The sequence below is a fragment of the Candidatus Aegiribacteria sp. genome, assembly GCA_021108005.1.
GTDB lineage: Bacteria > Fermentibacterota > Fermentibacteria > Fermentibacterales > JCC-6 > Aegiribacteria.
This window is the reverse complement of record JAIORS010000204.1, coordinates 1-16,694: the sequence shown is the minus strand read 5'-3', so window position 1 is coordinate 16,694 and position 16,694 is coordinate 1. Positions and strand designations below refer to the sequence as shown.

General features: G+C 47.0%; 17 protein-coding genes. 10 read left to right on the top strand and 7 right to left on the bottom strand.

All coding sequences use genetic code 11. The annotated features are described in order from the left end of the window. Nucleotides 1–1,285: hypothetical protein (locus K8S15_12800; GenBank protein MCD4776915.1), on the bottom strand; the 1,285-nt coding region annotated here is incomplete at its 3' end. Between the two features lie 1,011 nt (nt 1,286–2,296). Between K8S15_12800 and K8S15_12795 the strand changes: the two genes are divergently transcribed. The 3 genes from K8S15_12795 to xseB are packed head-to-tail and all read left to right on the top strand — an operon-like array spanning nt 2,297 to nt 4,302. After that, nucleotides 2,297–2,677 (top strand): hypothetical protein, encoded by a 381-nt coding sequence (locus tag K8S15_12795; GenBank protein MCD4776914.1) that lies wholly within the window; start codon nt 2,297–2,299, stop codon nt 2,675–2,677. After that, nucleotides 2,640–4,082: an exodeoxyribonuclease VII large subunit gene (xseA, locus tag K8S15_12790; GenBank protein MCD4776913.1), complete on the top strand. Its 1,443-nt coding sequence runs from the start codon at nt 2,640–2,642 to the stop codon at nt 4,080–4,082. The genes K8S15_12795 and xseA overlap by 38 nt, the downstream gene beginning before the upstream one ends. Further along, complete coding sequence (gene xseB / locus K8S15_12785; GenBank protein MCD4776912.1) at nt 4,075–4,302, top strand: exodeoxyribonuclease VII small subunit; 228 nt, start codon at nt 4,075–4,077, stop codon at nt 4,300–4,302. Before xseA ends, xseB begins: the two co-directional genes overlap by 8 nt. Here xseB and K8S15_12780 read toward each other — a convergent pair. The 5 genes from K8S15_12780 to K8S15_12760 are packed head-to-tail and all read right to left on the bottom strand — an operon-like array spanning nt 4,296 to nt 8,705. Then, the gene (locus K8S15_12780) at nt 4,296–5,291 is read right to left on the bottom strand and encodes a glycosyltransferase family 9 protein (GenBank protein MCD4776911.1); all 996 of its coding nucleotides are present in this window, start codon (nt 5,289–5,291) and stop codon (nt 4,296–4,298) included. The two genes, xseB and K8S15_12780, sit on opposite strands and share 7 nt — an antisense overlap. Beyond that, nucleotides 5,288–6,592 carry a tRNA (N6-isopentenyl adenosine(37)-C2)-methylthiotransferase MiaB gene (gene miaB / locus K8S15_12775; protein ID MCD4776910.1) on the bottom strand — a complete coding sequence of 435 codons (1,305 nt, stop codon included), beginning with the start codon at nt 6,590–6,592 and terminating at the stop codon, nt 5,288–5,290. Before miaB ends, K8S15_12780 begins: the two co-directional genes overlap by 4 nt. Before the next feature lie 8 nt (nt 6,593–6,600). Next, nucleotides 6,601–7,224 (bottom strand): hypothetical protein, encoded by a 624-nt coding sequence (locus tag K8S15_12770; protein ID MCD4776909.1) that lies wholly within the window; start codon nt 7,222–7,224, stop codon nt 6,601–6,603. A 50-nt stretch (nt 7,225–7,274) separates the two neighbouring features. Continuing rightward, a complete protein-coding gene (locus K8S15_12765) occupies nt 7,275–8,354 on the bottom strand; it encodes a UPF0164 family protein (GenBank protein ID MCD4776908.1) in 1,080 nt (359 codons plus the stop codon). A 6-nt stretch (nt 8,355–8,360) separates the two neighbouring features. Then, entirely contained in the window at nt 8,361–8,705 is a 345-nt protein-coding gene (locus tag K8S15_12760) for a PilZ domain-containing protein (protein ID MCD4776907.1), read from the bottom strand. A gap of 372 nt (nt 8,706–9,077) precedes the next feature. Between K8S15_12760 and K8S15_12755 the strand changes: the two genes are divergently transcribed. The 7 genes from K8S15_12755 (at nt 9,078) to K8S15_12725 (ending at nt 15,237) form a co-directional block, all read left to right on the top strand. Next, nucleotides 9,078–9,503, top strand: a complete 426-nt coding sequence (locus K8S15_12755) for a MotA/TolQ/ExbB proton channel family protein (protein MCD4776906.1) — start codon at nt 9,078–9,080, stop codon at nt 9,501–9,503. 155 nt (nt 9,504–9,658) lie between these two features. Beyond that, nucleotides 9,659–11,011, top strand: a complete 1,353-nt coding sequence (mgtE, locus tag K8S15_12750) for a magnesium transporter (protein MCD4776905.1) — start codon at nt 9,659–9,661, stop codon at nt 11,009–11,011. After that, the gene (gene glgB / locus K8S15_12745; protein ID MCD4776904.1) at nt 11,011–13,212 is read left to right on the top strand and encodes a 1,4-alpha-glucan branching protein GlgB; all 2,202 of its coding nucleotides are present in this window, start codon (nt 11,011–11,013) and stop codon (nt 13,210–13,212) included. The genes mgtE and glgB overlap by 1 nt, the downstream gene beginning before the upstream one ends. Further along, a complete protein-coding gene (locus K8S15_12740; protein MCD4776903.1) occupies nt 13,209–13,526 on the top strand; it encodes a DUF503 family protein in 318 nt (105 codons plus the stop codon). The genes glgB and K8S15_12740 overlap by 4 nt, the downstream gene beginning before the upstream one ends. Then, entirely contained in the window at nt 13,523–13,942 is a 420-nt protein-coding gene (locus K8S15_12735) for a secondary thiamine-phosphate synthase enzyme YjbQ (GenBank protein MCD4776902.1), read from the top strand. The genes K8S15_12740 and K8S15_12735 overlap by 4 nt, the downstream gene beginning before the upstream one ends. A gap of 65 nt (nt 13,943–14,007) precedes the next feature. Then, nucleotides 14,008–14,727, top strand: a complete 720-nt coding sequence (locus tag K8S15_12730; protein ID MCD4776901.1) for an SIMPL domain-containing protein — start codon at nt 14,008–14,010, stop codon at nt 14,725–14,727. A gap of 3 nt (nt 14,728–14,730) precedes the next feature. Next, nucleotides 14,731–15,237, top strand: a complete 507-nt coding sequence (locus K8S15_12725; protein ID MCD4776900.1) for a hypothetical protein — start codon at nt 14,731–14,733, stop codon at nt 15,235–15,237. Between the two features lie 25 nt (nt 15,238–15,262). Here the strand turns inward: K8S15_12725 and K8S15_12720 are convergent, their stop codons facing one another. After that, entirely contained in the window at nt 15,263–16,456 is a 1,194-nt protein-coding gene (locus K8S15_12720) for an integron integrase (GenBank protein MCD4776899.1), read from the bottom strand. Nucleotides 16,457–16,694 lie beyond the last annotated feature (238 nt).

Below are 16,694 nucleotides of genomic sequence, written 5' to 3'. Positions count from 1 at the left end.
CTGAATACCCTCTCTGGGTACTATCCCTCACCATGCGCCTTACAAGCCTGCTGTCAGAGGTGGACATCCTCGTAATCCTGTCGATGTTAAGCTGTGTCAGCGCTGAAGCGTACACTCTGAATTTCGACTCAGCTGCTAAGCCAGGCGTAAGAGCGTCGTTCAATCCGTGAATACCCTCAACAAGGAGGAACTCCCTCTCACCAAGCCTGATAGGAGTATGGTTATCCTGCCTTTCCCCCGAATGGAAATCGAATTCGGGCATTTTTATCTCTTTTCCATTTAGCAGCTGTCCCAGATGCTCTCCGAACATCTCAGTATGTATGGCTTCCAGGCATTCGAAATCAGGCTCTCCATGCGAATCAAGAGGGGTTTCAGTTCTATTTCTGAAGTAATTGTCAACGTTAATAAGTCTCGCGCCGAAACCCTGCGCAACGAGATACGTTCTCAGAAGCCTGGCAAATGTGGTTTTACCGCTTGATGAGGGACCTGCTATCGTTACTATCCTTCTTGCAGGGAAATCCCTCTTCAGCTGCCTCACTATCTGAACCATCCTGTACGTCTGATAGAAATGGCTCATTATTACAAGCTGCCTGCCGCCATCCTCCTCTATACGCCTGTTCAACTGATCTATGTCCTGAACACCCATGCGTGAGATATGCTTCTCTTCAAGGTCGAATTCCTTGTTAAGCTTCTTCCTTGGAACCCATGAGTCTATTTCGGGCCACGACGCGGAACCAGGAAACCTCAGCACGAAGTCCCTTTCAAGCGGCTTCAGATCCCATTTTGTGAGCCAGGACGTATCGGGCACTGATGGACCCATCGCGAATGCGCAGCTGTCACGCAGTTTGTTGCCCCTTATCGCCCTTTTCCCTGAACTCCAGGATACCAGCTCAAGGAATTCATCGGAAAGGTCATCGGTATCATCCGGATCGTACTTTATCGTTTCTATTGGAATTGCCTCTTCAACTATTCGCTCAAGCTCCCATGTAAGCCGCTTCACGATTTCTTCCGATGTCATATCCGGTCGGTTCAAAAGCCTGCATCTGTATCCAAGAGAAATCGAATGCTCGACCCATAACCTGGCATCGGGGAATTTACTCTTCACTGCCTGATCCAGTGCCAGAATCAGTCCTCTCCTGTATATTTCTCTTCCCTCTCCCGTTCCGGCTGATATTTTTTCTACGTCAGTATTTTCCGGAATTTCATGTGACAGCGATACTATTCTCCCGTTGTGAAGTTTGTACGCAATGGTCCGTTCTTTAAAAATCGTCTCTTTCTTCTTCAATATTCCTCCATGTAAATCAGCTTTTTCATATAAGAAAAATTCCTTGGCTAAAGATACCGATACATGGCTCTTTAGTAAAGCAAATGACATTTTCAGCACTTTTCCATGCTTTCAGAATGAAAGATATTGTGCTGATTTTCAAGTGTATTACGATACGTAACTGTACATAAGAAGGAATGTTATATGGTACACCACCAATCCGTGTTTTTCCGGATATTCAGAGAAATCAAGCGTCATGATAGGAATATATGTCGTTTTATTCGCACCTATAGAACATTCTGTAATAAATACCATTGTAATCAGAAACGCAAACAGTGAGCTTTCATTTGGGATTCTTGGACCTATGACGCTAATTATGTTTTTATTTACTAATAAAATGCTTTAGCCCAGCGGTGGTACGAATCCCACATATCCATGTCATTTGATACCCGGGGGCAGAATAAATGGAAACTATTCCATCTTCTTATGGTGAGTTAGATGGTATACCACCCCTGTAACGCTTAAGAGTGACCACTGTATGGAGCGGACATGGCGAATTTTGTCGCATTTTTACTGAATTCTCGATTTTACCTCCCCCCTGAAAAATCCAGGTGTGTTCAAAAACGGAAATTCGTTGATGAAGAGGAAAAATGAAAAACACTGATCAGTGAAAATTTCCTGTATTTTCACTTTCGCGAAAAATCAGAAATCAGGAACTTCCAGATTTTTTACTCATAAAGAATGAAAGAAACCAAAAAAATGAAAAGCCAGAATTTCGAAAGCGATAGAATGAAAAATCGGAAAAACAGAAACCGGAGGATTCAAGCCTGGAATACTGTCAGAATATTTCATGTATAAATAAACGGGGAATAAATGAAGGAGATGGCGAAATAATCGGTAATCAGCGAAAAACAGAGAAAAGACATCGAAACATCATAATCCTGAATAGAACAGGTAAACTTGACCGTTGAAGGATAATGGGGAATCTTATAGATATTGTAGAATCGTTAAAAACCAACTGAAAGGTAAAAGATGACTGTATTTTTATTAATTCTCTTAACTTCAATATCAACTCCGCTGCCATTGCTGGAAGCGGAGGATACCGTTGCCAGAGGCGCGACGGCAATGTACATGGTAACCCTTGAAGAAGGGCTTGATTACTGGGTTCTCCTGAATTTCGAAGATGGAATGGACCTTGACATACTAATAGCCACGGATGAAATGGATTATGAAGAATTCATTCAGCTGCCCTATTTTGAAGACTATATGTACGCAAGGGAATTCGCTATAGCTGAGGGTGCTACCGATGGTACTGAAGATATTATGCTTACGGCACCCTATACCGGAACAGCCTATATAATAATCCATGATATAGGTGAGACCGGCGGGGATTACCATCTCAGACTATTCTGAAGCATCATCTGACTTCACCGTTCTCTCCCTGAACAGAAGAGTAGGAGAGCTTCTTTCAACAGCTTTCCCCCAGCCTGTATGGGTCAGAGGAGAAATCGCCGAAACCTCCAGCACAAACGCCAGGGGTCATACGTATTTCAGGCTGGTGGAACCATCACCCGATGGAATGGGCCAGCCACTTGCGGTTATAGACTGCGCTCTCTTCGCGGGAAGCCGTCCCCCTATCGTGAGGACTTTCGCGAGGGAAGGACAGGTATTTCAGCTCACAGAGGGTATGGCCATCAGAATTCAGGGCAGAATAACCTTATGGGACAAAGGCGGCAGATACCAGCTGATAGTTAACGATATCGACCCCTCCTGGACCATGGGCAACCAGGCAAAGAGACTTCGCAGGCTTGTTGATAAACTCAGGAAGGAAGGAATCCTTGAGGCAAACGGTGAACTCGATATGCCCCTGGCTCCCCTGAATGTAGGATTGATAACGGCCAGGGGATCAGCGGCTGAAAAGGACTTCATTAAGGGGCTGAAAGACAGCCAGTACCCCTTTAAGGTACGTATAGCTTACGCCCCCATGCAGGGTATCGGTACTGCCCGTGGCGTCATCGATTCCTTCAACAGGCTGCTTATGGTTCCGGATCTTGATGCTGTTGTATTAACCCGCGGTGGCGGTTCATCAACTGACCTTGCCTGGTTCAACGACGAACACATCGCCAGTGTGATATCACAGGTACCATGGCCGGTAATATCCGCCATAGGTCATGAAACTGACACCACGCTTCCGGATTTCGCTTCTCATACCAGAGTAAAGACACCCACACACGCAGCGAACTACCTTGTCAACAGGATGGCTGATCTGCTTAGCAGCATCGATTCCCTTGCAGTCATACTTCACAGATCAGCATCAAGGGGCGTGGCTGCTGCAAGAGAAAGACTCTCAACATCGGTCGCTGTTCTATCCCGTTCGAGTAAACTGATTTTCAGGGCTCAGAAGCAGGAGATAAACTCGCTGGAGGACTGGCTCGTCCGATGTGCGGGCATTTCTATCTCTGCGGCATCCGGAAAATTAAAGAGGTGCGGAATCTCCCTTGAAAAAGTGCTGGAAACGGGGAACACCAGAAGACTCGGTTTTGAGCTTGACTCACTTGAACGGGAAATTGCTTCATCCGTTTCACGTAAACTGGAGATCAATCTTCTGCGGATAGAGAATCTTGAGGCAGTGGTAAAAGGAAACAATCCCGAAAGGCTTTACAGTAAAGGATGGGCCACCGTTCGCGGAAAGAACGGAAAACTGCTTCGGAGTATCTCGGATACGGCTGTGGAAGAAACTATAGAGGTTATACTCAGGGACGGCTCACTGATGGCAAAAACCGAAATGATCATTCCGGAAAGGACTGATAATGAATGACGGCAGCGAAAAAAAAACAACCTACGAAGATAATCTGGAAGAATTGACGAAACTCGTTGATGAAATGGGCCGGGAAGACTGCCCTGTAGACCAGCTCGAAATTAAAGTTAAACGGGCTGCCGATCTAATAAGAAGCCTCCGGGAAAGGCTGGCATCAACTGAATCCACAGTGCAGGAAGTGCTCGGTGAACTGGAGAAATCGCGAATGGAAGATCAGTAAGCTTCAAGAACTGCTGCGGCAACTATATCCGGCTCTGGTCCCTCGTTCGCGAATAGTGTTTTTGAACCTTCTGACAGAGGCGCGAATCTGTTCATGTTATCTATTCTGAAAAGAGCTATCACAGGCACTGAAACAGCCGAGGCAATGTGCATCGGGCCGTTATCAGATGTAATGAATAGTTTTAACCCGGCAATTCTCTCAATCAATTCCGCAACTGATAACTTCGGCATGACTGCAACAGGATACCTGCTTTTCAGGTACAAAGCGGTTTCTCTTTCCTCATCACTGCCCCAGTAGACTTCCAGGATTACCTTCCTGCATATTCTATCTACAAGATTCTCAAGGAGTTCAAGCGGATATTTCTTGTTTCCACTGGCTCCTGCGTGAAGTCCTGCGGCCTCTCTTTTTCCTTTTTCGGTGAAATGAAGCTCCGGCGGCGACCATTCAGGCCAGTTGCCCCAGACACTGCCCAGTGAATGAAGAGCCCTGCTCTCATGCCAGTCAATTGGAGGTTCGGCTACGGTATTCGTGTACCATCCGCTGGAATCGCCTGCGTCTGTGCTTATCCTGCAGCCTGCCCCGGAAAGAACAGTGCCAATCGCTCCGGATAGGGAAAACGAATGGGGGTGCGCGGCATCAATTGCCACATCGTACGATTTACTGCGGAGTTTCCGAATGAGGTTTACGAATCTGGCAGGATTTCTGATCTGTCCCTTCTTATCCATTTTTATTACATTATATCCTTGATATTCAAGGAGTTCGGAGAATACATCGCTTGCTAAAATATCAAGCTCAGCCTGGGGAAATCTAATCCTGATACTCCTCAGGAGCGGCTCCAGAAGCACCAGGTTACCAAGCCTGTTATCCGTTCTTATTACGAGTATCCTGGATGGATCTGCAGGAAGAGCTTCCTCCCTGTCAGGCAGAACGCCGGGAAGAGCTGCTGTTCTCCTCCTGCCCCACTGCTCCAGGTGTTTTACAAATTTCATCGGATGACAGGCTCTTCAACAGATTCGCCGAAATGAGTCCATCCGTCAGCTCTTGTTATCCTTACATTCACAAAACTCCCCGGTCTGAAATCCGTGGACTCCAGGATAACCATCCTGTTGCCTTCCGTTCTGGAAGCCTGTTGCGCGGGTTGTCTCGCAGGCCCTGTAACAAGAACCCTGAGAGTTTTTCCCATCAGTTTTCCCGATTCCTCAACCGTTATCTTTCTCTGAAGCTCCTGAAGATGGTTCAGTCTGGCAAGGCGTTCCTTTTCCGGTACAGGGTTCTCAAGGTCGCAGGCGGCTGTCCCCGCTCTTTCGCTGTATTTGAACAGGAACGCGTTATCGAATCTTACACTCTCAAGAAGGTCGACTGTCTTCTGGAAATCCTTTTCGGACTCCCCGGGGAATCCTGTTATTACATCCGTTGAAAGCACAATATCCGGCATGGCGTCCTTGAGCAATGCAATTCTATCGAGATACTCCCGTACTGAGTATCCCCTGTTCATCATACTGAGAACTCTATCGCTCCCCGATTGAAATGGCAGATGCAGGTATTCGCAGATGTTCTTTTCGGAAGCCATTACGTCGACGGTCTTACTGTCGAGATCCCTGGGATGGCTGGTTACGAATCTTACCCATGAATTGCCCGCAGCCAAAGCAGATTTTCGTAGAAGCTCGGAAAATGAAGTCTCTCCGTCATGGTAGGAGTTCACGTTCTGTCCGAGAAGTGTGATTTCACCGTACCCGCTCCGTGAAAGTGCAGCAACCTCACTCAGTATTGCATCGGAATTCCTGCTCCGTTCCCTCCCCCTGACGTAAGGCACAATGCAGTAGCTGCAGAAATTGTTGCAGCCGCGCATAATCGTAACGTAAGCCCTTGGAAATTCCTTTCTGACCGGCTCTATTCCGGTATAATCACCTTCCCTGAACTCAACTGCGCTTGTCCTTGCGGAATTTCTTATCAACCCGGGAAGGTCTCTATAGCAGTCAGGGCCTACCACAAGATCAAGGTCTTTCATCCTTGCAAGCAGGCTGTCCCCGTGTTCCTGGGCAACGCAGCCGCACAGAACGATCAGGGGTTTCCCCGATTCTCTGCCCCGCCACTGGCCTCCCAGCTGGGAAGCCCTGCCCAGAACCCTTGTTTCAGCATGTTCTCTTACTGCGCAGGACACCAGGAGTATGACATCCGCCAATTCCGGTTTTTCAGTTAGTGAAAATCCTTCCGACTCAAGTATGCCGGATATAATTTCAGAATCATGAACGTTCATCTGGCAGCCGTAAACATCAATATAGTAAGTCATGCGCATTGTTAACCCGGAAGGATCAGTTCCATGGCAAGACCTGCAAAGACAGGTATCCTGAAATTATCATCGAGCGGAAGGTAAAACAGCTCAGAAAGCGTAGCCACGAGGGAACCGGCCAGAAGTGTAGCGGGTGTAAAATACCACCCGAATTCAGGTGAAACCCACAGAGCGAAAAGACTTACAATAAGGCAAGTACTGAAGGCTGCCAGGCTGCCTTCAAGGGTACGCGGTCCCACGAGTTTTATCCTTCCGAAATGCTTCCCGACGAGTGCTGCCGCGCTGTCTCCAAAGCTCAGGAAGAGAAGGGCAACAACCGCTATTTCCTCACGAAAAACGAATATTGTGAAAGCCGCGGACGCAACAACTATCGTCGAAGCCGTCATTCCTCCTTCAAGCTCATTCTTCCTTAGTACTTTACCGAAAAACCTCATTGCGAAGCTTTTGAACGGCCTGTATCTGGCTTTCAGAAAATCGAATATCAGCAGAATAACGGCTATAACAGCCAGTGTCCCGGAAAGATAAAATCTTCCATCCTCCGGATAAAGGTCGTATACGATCATTACGGTAATGGGAATTATTGCAGAACCCAGATGAATGCTTTTCCTTATGGCTTCCTCTAAGTGCGGCATATTACATCTTGAATCTCATGAAATGTAAGGATAAGCGTGTTTTAGTAATATCAGAATCCTGCACCCAGAGACATTCTGTGGGTTGCGTCAAGATCCTGATGGCTTAGATACGCGTAATCAAGGCCGACAGGATGGTTCATAAGGCCGAACTGCAACCCCATACCCGCCGTCATTGAACCTTCCGCAGAACCTATTCTCAGGGCGACAAGATCCTTAATAAGAAATTCTACTCCGAGATGTGTATCGAGACTTATTCCGCTGAAATTGTACTGCGCGGAATATTCGCGTCCCTCGAATCTGAAATCTCCATCCGCGGCAATAGTGGCTACAGTCGCGAATTTTCTCAGGGGCCATCTCAACGCCAGGCCAAGTTTTACAGTTGGCAGAATGCTTTCGTTAATTCCAGTATTCCAGAAGAGATGGGTTCCGGATATATCCTGCAGGTTCAGCCCAACGGAAAAGGCTTCCGAAGGCTGATACCTCGCGCCGATATCAAGACCCAGGCCGAATGCACTGTTATCCATCAATCCTCTTTGAATTACTTTCGCGGAGGCTCCTACGGAAAACACCGAATTGAGACTTCTCGACCATGACAGGTAAAGAGCCCAGTCAACTCCGTTGCCGTAAGTTATCCTTCCCTCATCGTAGATTATCTCTTCCCCGGGATCCCATTCGCCGTTCCCCTCGGTACCGTTTGGGTTGGTTGTTGAATCGTAGTCGTCGTTTCCCGCGTCTCCTGGTTCACCGGCTCCGTCAACTCCAAACACACCATCTGAACCGGTATCGTAATACTGAAGATTGTTGGTGTTCGCGATATCCCCGACATCAGTTCTGAAAAGGCTTGCGCCAAGGCCGGTTAAGCCATCCGATCTTCCATAACCAAGGTAATCGTACCTGACAATCCCGCCGAACCTTTCCGAGTGCATGAATTGAGCTTCCTGACCATCAATCAGGTACAACCCGGCTGGGTTCCAATACCCGGCTGAGGCATCGTCAACCACAGCGCAGAAGGCTCCTCCCATACCAAGGCCCCTTGCACCAGCACCAATTGAAAGGAATTCTCCGGCGTACTTCGCACCGCTGCATACGGAGAAAGCTATGAATAGAACCGCTGCAAGTATTGTTTTCATTGTAAATCAACCCGTTGATTCAATATCTGATGTGTATTCGATAATTGCATTTCTTCCCTGTTCAGTGATCTTCGTGAAAAAAAAGCCGATACCGTATGAACCATCTGAAAGTTCTTCTTCCCTTATGACCACAGCCCTTGCTGGAATATCTTCTCCTCCGTTGATTCTGAGAATAATGTTAACCCTTGTAAGCTCACCAATATTCCTGGAGCTTACGCAGTAAACCCCGGAAGCGCTTACGTTGATGACGGCTGCGGGAAGCATTGGCATACTATTGCAACTCACCGTGAGTTCACAATCGACACTTGCCCTTGAAAACAACCTTTTGTCCGGAAGAGGATTTTCGTTCACAGATAATCTCCCATATTCTGGATTGAACACTTTACTTATTAATGCCAATGCTACCCTCGAAGTTCCAACGTGTCAATATTTATACTATTGCTGCCTGTCTATGAACATGAAGAGGTACACGGCAATTATCTACGTACCTTATATATGCTCAGTCCACTGGAGGTTCCATCTACCACTTTTACAAACCTGCTTGCGTTCCTATAAGAGGCGAATCCCGAAGTAATTCTTAAACAGAAGTCTATGACAACCGCTTCACGGCACTTGCGCATTGGAAGGAAAAAAACTAGAATATTCAAACATTGCGATTCATGATAATGTAAAACACAAAAAGCTGATTCTTCTGAATCAGTTAATCGAGAACGGGAGGTTGATGTGAGTTGGTTTACCGGTTTATGGCTTGCGCTCTTAGGGGTACTTGCAGCGCCAAATCTGATTATTTCAAAAAAACCTGAAGCAAAAGAGATCATCGCGAAACTGGCGCCCTACCAAGGATGGATAGGTGCATGTTCTGCCGTATGGGGACTTATCAAGGTTTTTCAGACCTTCAAATACTTTGACTTCTTCAGTGTATTCCCGGTTGGTATTATCACAATGATCGTCTCCGCGCTTCTTACTCTTGCCCTTGGTCTGCTTCTCGGGATCGGGGTCATCAAATCCTTCATTGGTTCTGAAGATGCAAAAGCCAAAATGGATGAGATGATGGCAAAACTTGCCCCGAAGCAGGGAAAACTCGGGCTTTTAGGCATAATCGTAGGTATCTGGATGATGCTATACGTACTTCTCAATCTATCTTTCTAACCTGGCGTTTCAATTTTCTTTCCGGGAACAGCAAATACTGTTCCCGGTTTCTCTTTACAATGCTCTAATCGAATCTTCGGTGATATAGCTCTGCCATTGACAGAATAACCGTATCGATTAACTTCCACTGAACATTACATATAAGCAGGTGAAAGATGCCGATTACTCAAAAACACGGTGATTACGTCCGCAAACTTATCGCGAGCGGTGTGCAAGGCAGGGCAGCCCTCATCCTCAAGAAAATGCACCACGCTGATATCGCGGATCTATTCGGTACTCTAACGCCGCCTGAGGCCACCGTGCTGGTAGAGATACTCTTTACACAGAAGATGGCAGATAAAGTCCTCCTGGAGCTTCCAGAGGGCATTCTCCTTGAAATCCTTGAAAGAATGGAGAACAACCGGGCAGCCGAACTGCTCGCATCACTCGAATCGAACGATGCTCTTCTCTTCCTTGACGCTATACCGGAGGACCGCAGGGATGAGATAATTGGGCTGTTGTCCCCCGTTAAAAGAAACGGAATAGAACTGCTTCTCATATACCCCGAGGATTCCGCCGGATATTGCATGAGCACCAGTTACATGTCCGTGAATACTGAACTCACCGCCGAACAGGCTGTGCAGCGCATAAGGGAACAGAGTGAAGATGTTGACGTTCCGTACTATGTATACGTAACAGATGATGACGGAAGACTGGCTGGTGTCGTTCCGCTCAGGCGTCTTGTTACCTGCCCGCAGAACACTACGATTCGCAAGATAATGATGGCTGACCCATTCACTGTAAACGCCAATTCAGACCGTGAGGAAGCCGCTATTCTCGCAAGGAAGTACGATATAATGGCAATACCTGTTGTGGACGACAATCACAGATTGGTTGGAGTCATACCGGGTGACAGTCTTTTCGATGTAATGGAGGAAGAGGCCACAGAGGATATGTACAGGATGGCTGGCCTTTCGGAGGACGACAGAATATTCAGCCCCGTATCCGTGGCATTCAAACAGCGTTTCCCCTGGATCTGGGTGAATCTTTTTACCGCCTTCGTCGCATCCACTGTTGTAAGAGCGTTTCAGGGAACCATCGAATCCGTTGCAACTCTGGTTGCCTTCATGCCCATCGTGGCCGGAATGGGAGGGAATACAGGGAACCAGTCACTCATCGTAATTACACGTGGTATAGCTCTTGGGGAAATGGAATTCTCGTCCAGCCTGAAAGCCATCTTTAAGGAAGCAAGGGTAGGTCTTCTTCTTGGGCTTGTGGCCGGAACAGTAGCCTCCGCTGTTGCTTTGATATTCCCGGGCAACACGAATCCCCTTCTACTTGGTCTTGTCATCTTCCTTGCCCTGGTCGGCAATATGGGTCTTGCGAGTCTTCTTGGAGCGGCAATTCCATTGGTTCTCAAAGCCCTTGGCAAGGATCCAGCCCTGGGCAGCAATATTCTGCTCACAGCTTTCACCGATTCCCTTGGCTACCTCCTTCTCCTTGGCCTGGGAATGATTATCATACTGTAATGAAAAACCGAACAATTCTTACGCCTGATGAGATCAAAAGCATTGAAAGCGCAACTCTCTCCAACCCTTTCATGCTCCTCGGAATGCATCCCCTTGGCCCGGAATATGATAACAGAATTGAGGTTAGAACGTTCTGCCCTGCAGCACTGAAGGTTTCAATTAGAATAGAAAACGGGAAACCGTCGCAGATGAACAGAGTCACAGAGACGGGACTTTTCGTATGGATATCGAAACCGGAGAGAGAAACCTTTTCGTATACACTCATCTTCAGCACTGAAGGCACCACCTGGGAAACGAGGGATACTTACTGCTTTCTTCCCCAGCTGGGGGAACTCGACCTGCACCTTCTTACCGAGGGTAATCACTACAAGCTTTATAACAGGCTTGGAGCCAGAGTATGGGCTGCTGGAGACACAGAAGGTGTACTGTTCTCCGTATGGGCGCCAAACGCCTCCTCAGTAAGTGTTATAGGTACCTTCAACGACTGGGACAGAAGACGCCATCCCATGCGCTCAAGGGGCTCTTCTGGGTTCTGGGAGCTGTTCATTCCGGATATCTCCCCCGGAGACCTGTACAAATACTCCCTGAAAACACCTACCGGGGAAACAATTGAGAAATCGGATCCGCTTGCGCTGGCGTCGGAATTTCGACCCCGGACAGCTTCCGTTGTAGCTGATATCAGTTCCTTCCAGTGGACAGATTCCACCTGGATGAAAAACCGAAATAAATGGAACCCGTTCTCTTCCCCCCTGTCCATATATGAAATGCACGCCCCCTCCTGGAAAAAATCACCTGACTGGAGGGATTTCACATCCTGGGCCGAACTGGCCGACGAGCTCATTCCGTACATAAAGGAGCTTGGCTTTACACACATCGAGCTTATGCCGGTAATGGAACACCCATTCGACGGTTCCTGGGGTTATCAGACAACGGGCTACTTCGCTCCAACCAGCCGTCTGGGAAAACCGGAGCATTTCCAGCAATTCGTGAACAGGTGCCACGAATCATCCATCGGTGTGATCCTTGACTGGGCGCCCGCCCATTTCCCATCTGACGCCACCGGGCTTGCCAGGTTCGACGGAACATGCCTTTACGAACATGAAGACCCAAAAAAAGGAACCCATCCCGACTGGAAGACCCTTGTTTTCAATTACGACAGGCAGGAAGTAAAGAACTTCCTTGTGGCAAGCGGGCTTTTCTGGCTGGATAAGTACCATATCGACGGACTCAGAGTTGATGCTGTTGCTTCAATGCTCTACCTTGACTACTCCCGAAAAGAGGGAGAATGGATACCCAACGAATACGGAGGCAGGGAAAACCTCGGAGCCATCGAGTTCATTAAAACGCTTAACTCCATAATTTCAAAGGATTTCCCCGGAGCAATGACCATAGCTGAAGAAAGCACAGCATGGCCCGGTGTAACAACCTCGGTTGAATACGGCGGCCTTGGTTTTACATTCAAATGGAACATGGGCTGGATGCACGATACACTGAACTTCTTTCAGAGGGAACCTGTTCACCGCAAACACCATATGAACGACCTTACTTTCTCACTCATTTACGCCTACAGCGAGAACTTCATACTTCCATTCTCGCACGATGAGGTGGTTCACGGCAAATCATCCCTCCTTAGTAAGTGCCCCGGAGACAGATGGCAGCAGTTCGCCAACCTAAGGCTTCTTCTGGCCTATCAGTGGTCACATCCTGGAAAACAGCTTCTCTTTATGGGCAGTGAATTCGGCCAGTGGAACGAATGGAACCACGAAACGGAACTTGACTGGAATCTCCTTCAGTACGATGAACACAGAAAATTGAAAACTTTTGTGGGTGATCTTAACAAAATAATTATGCGCAACCCAGCTTTCCACCAGCTTGATTGCGGCCCGGAAGGTTTCAGATGGATCGACTTCAGCGATACGCAGGCAACAGTAGTATCGTTCCTAAGAAATTCAGGTGAAGACACACAGGTTGTCTGCATTTTCAACATGACCCCGGTGGTAAGAGAGAATTATCTTGTAGGTGTACCCCAAGAGGGTACTTACACTGAAATACTTAATACAGACTCAGATATCTACGGAGGTTCCGGTAAAGGTAACCTTGGAACCGTTCAGTCAAAACACTTCGGAATGCACGGCCTCCCTCACTCTGTCAGCGTAACTCTTCCCCCCCTTGCCGCTGTTTTCCTCCAGCCTGCAATCTGAAATACTATATTGGTCTGATTCGAGCTGAACTGTTCTTTCGGGGCTGCAGAACCCTGAAAGACAGAAGAGGACATCTTCGCTCCTTAAAAGATCACCTCTCCAATACAGGCTTCTCTGTCGCCCAGATCGGTCCTGTGAATCTTATTCAACGCTCATGTCTTACCGCTGTTTGCGTTTCAGGCAGTAAAACCGGAGTAAAAAGAATGCTGGAACATGCAGAAAAGCTCATGTACAGCCCCGAATGGGAACTTATAGTATTAGAAACGGATATACTTGGTGATAATGAGGTTTTACCTGAATGGGAGCAGATATGAAATCGCACAGAAAGTACCTCTGGTTCAATACTCCGAATCGCAGGGATTACATCAATATCACACCGGCGGTTGATCAGGAACTGCGCGAAAGCGGTATAAGCGAAGGCCTCTGCCTTGTAAATGCCATGCACATCACCGCCAGCGTTTATATAAACGATGATGAGCAGGGCTTGCTTCAGGATTACGATGAATGGCTTGAAGAACTTGCCCCTCATGAACCACTTACGCGATATAGACATAACAGAACAGGTGAAGACAATGGCGATGCACATCATAAGCGGCAGATAATGGGAAGAGAAGTCGTTGTAGCCGTTACCGATGGACAGCTTGACCTTGGACCATGGGAACAGATCTTCTACGGTGAATTCGATGGAAGACGCCGGAAGCGAGTCATGGTGAAGATAATCGGGGAATAGTTTCACTGGTTCAATTGTATATTCAACACGGATTGGTTTACAACATTGAACGAAAGGATTGAGACATGAAAAGATCAGGAGTGATTCTGCTGCTGGTAATCTTAGCTGTAACCGGTATGGCGATAGGACAGGGATACTACGAATATCCGGCCACAATAAGCTCAACAGGATCAGGCACATCCAGCGCGGAGCCTGATGTAGCATCAGTAGTGTTCGGTGTGAATATCACGAGATCAGAGCCCAACGTAGCTGTAAACGATGCTGCGCAACTGGTGGAATCCGCAATGGCCGCTGCCCGAAGCGAAGGTGTTGCAGGTGAAGATATGCAGACCACCAGCTACAACCTCTGGGTTCAGGAAGTCTGGGACGATTACGATTATGACTACACAGGTGAAATGGAATATGTAGTCAACCATTATATAAAGGCGGATATCCGTGATATCAGCTCTGTAGGTGATGTACTCGCCGCAGTTGTGAGCGCAGGCGCCAATTCCATCAACGGAGTATCCTTCTACGTTGAAGACACCGCCGCGATGTACGAGGAAGCAAGACAAAGGGCATCTGAACATGCAAGGGACAAGGCCGAGCAACTTGCAGATAATTTCGGAGTAACCCTGGGCGAAATCACAAGCATCAGCGAATGGACCAACTACTACCCCACCTCCCAAATCGCATACGACAACTACGGAGGCGGCCTTGGAGGTTACGTGGAATCTCCTTCTGTTACACCGGGAGCCTTCTCAATCTCCGTAGAAGTGTCCGCAACTTACGAGATAATTCAGTAAACCATGTTGCGGGGAATCATTCTGATACTTTCGCTTCTAAGCGCTCATTCGCCTGAAGAAGCCATACAGGATACCTGGAATTCACTTCAGGATGGTTCCCCCGACAGTTTCCTCTGTACTCTCACCCCAGCCTGTTCTGCGAACATCCTTCGGCTCTGCTCCGAATACCTTGACTTAATGAAAACACTATCCAACGAAGAACTGGGAGAACTCTTTGCCTCCTTCCGACTTGAAGCCGCGCCGAATGAAATCGAATTCTGGAACAACACTGCTGTCCTTGAAATGATCATTTCATCCCCCGGACAACATCAGATAATCAACAACAGCACGATCACAATAGACAGCATCCATGCAGCTGACGGAACCGCTGAAGTCTTCGTGACAATCAATATGCCCAACAATCAGTCAGCCAGCCTGGAGTTGCCGGTAACAGCCTCCCCCCCGGGCTGGCATACTGCCGGTCTGGAAGATCTTACTGAAATCTTACTTGAAAACACAATCGGCGAATAATTTCATTGCATGTTTCCTAGCTGTCTTAATCCTCCAATAGGTCAAGCGGGCTGGTTACACCATTCTGGAATCCCTTCATTACGTGCAGATATATCCTTGTTGTTTCAAGATTTTTATGTCCCAGTAATTCCTGTATAGCACAAAGGTCCACACCAGACATAAGTAAATGAGTTGCAAATGAATGCCGCAACGTATGAATGCTAGCACGCTTGACTATACCTGAACTCCTGACAGCTTTTCGCATAGCTCTCTGAATCCCTGAAGGGTGTAAATGATGTCTTCTAACTTCACCAGTTGCTGGATCAATAGAAGCATTTGCTGCAGGGAACAAGTACTGCCATCCCCATTCACGACCGGCATTCGGATATTTTCTTGCAAGAGCCTCTGGAAGAGATACAGGGATGTTTGAGTTTTCGAAAATACTTCTTGCTTCAGCAAGCTGTTTCCTCAAATCAGGTATTATTCTGGAACTCAAGACAGTAATCCTGTCTTTGTTGCCTTTGCCGCTCCTGACGGTAATCGACTTCTGATCTAAATCCACGTCATGAATACGAAGTTGAAGACCTTCCGATAATCTCAAACCACTTGAATAGATCAATTGAAGAATCAGATTAGTTATACCTTCAGTCTCTTGAAATACCTGCTTCACTTCTTTTCTCGATAGTACTACAGGCAGTCTCAGCGGTCTTCTTGCTCGAACAGCATCAATACTTTCGGGTTCACGAGAAAACGCATTCCGGAACAGAAATAGCAGTGCGTTAAAGGCCTGATTCTGTGTCGATGCTGCTACTTTTCTGCGTAAAGCAAGATGGCTGAGATAATTTCTGAAAGAAGAATCTGATTTTATATCAATGCTCATTTCCATACAGTAATTAAAATACCTTGTACTCCAATTCAAGTATGCTTTTTCTGTACTTCTGGCATAATGTCGAATTCTCAGACTTTCTTTCATTACCTTTAAAGGAGTTCCTGCTTTCTCCAGAGATTCAGTAGTATTTTCGGGATAAACTTCCCGAAAAATCTTAACAGCATCAAGTGCCTGCCGAATCTGCCAATCCTTTCTACCTTCCTTGGTAAGAATATCAGCATATTCAGAATCACTTGGACGTCCAAGGAATAGAAAGTGCTTAACCCATCCGCTCATGTATGGTATATGATTCTCTCGTACCAGGTTCAGAGATGCTAAGTGTTCGTTGTACTCAGTCAAATCGTACTTCATGATATTGAACCTCCATGATATATAGATTAGACATATTAACTGAAAACACTATGTTTAGTGTACAAATGTTTACTATTCAAGTCAACCCCTTCGATGTCTTTGTTCCTTGACTCAAGATTAGCATGCATATTAAGTTATAATATTGAATAGAGAATAACCAAATGAAGACTCTGTATAATCATTGTTAGGTAGAAAGGAGAAACGGAAGCTCACAAACAAACAGGGAGGGAAAGGAAAA

What these genes read in the sequence shown, in the direction of transcription:
- K8S15_12770 (MCD4776909.1), bottom strand. Translation starts at nt 7,224, where the DNA reads ATGCCGCACTTAGAGGAAGCCATAAGGAAAAGCATTCATCTGGGTTCT.
- mgtE (MCD4776905.1), top strand. Translation starts at nt 9,659, where the DNA reads ATGCCGATTACTCAAAAACACGGTGATTACGTCCGCAAACTTATCGCG.
- miaB (MCD4776910.1), bottom strand. Translation starts at nt 6,592, where the DNA reads ATGACTTACTATATTGATGTTTACGGCTGCCAGATGAACGTTCATGAT.
- K8S15_12730 (MCD4776901.1), top strand. Translation starts at nt 14,008, where the DNA reads ATGAAAAGATCAGGAGTGATTCTGCTGCTGGTAATCTTAGCTGTAACC.
- K8S15_12780 (MCD4776911.1), bottom strand. Translation starts at nt 5,291, where the DNA reads ATGAAATTTGTAAAACACCTGGAGCAGTGGGGCAGGAGGAGAACAGCA.
- K8S15_12725 (MCD4776900.1), top strand. Translation starts at nt 14,731, where the DNA reads ATGTTGCGGGGAATCATTCTGATACTTTCGCTTCTAAGCGCTCATTCG.
- K8S15_12720 (MCD4776899.1), bottom strand. Translation starts at nt 16,456, where the DNA reads ATGAAGTACGATTTGACTGAGTACAACGAACACTTAGCATCTCTGAAC.
- glgB (MCD4776904.1), top strand. Translation starts at nt 11,011, where the DNA reads ATGAAAAACCGAACAATTCTTACGCCTGATGAGATCAAAAGCATTGAA.
- K8S15_12795 (MCD4776914.1), top strand. Translation starts at nt 2,297, where the DNA reads ATGACTGTATTTTTATTAATTCTCTTAACTTCAATATCAACTCCGCTG.
- K8S15_12735 (MCD4776902.1), top strand. Translation starts at nt 13,523, where the DNA reads ATGAAATCGCACAGAAAGTACCTCTGGTTCAATACTCCGAATCGCAGG.
- K8S15_12765 (MCD4776908.1), bottom strand. Translation starts at nt 8,354, where the DNA reads ATGAAAACAATACTTGCAGCGGTTCTATTCATAGCTTTCTCCGTATGC.
- xseB (MCD4776912.1), top strand. Translation starts at nt 4,075, where the DNA reads ATGAATGACGGCAGCGAAAAAAAAACAACCTACGAAGATAATCTGGAA.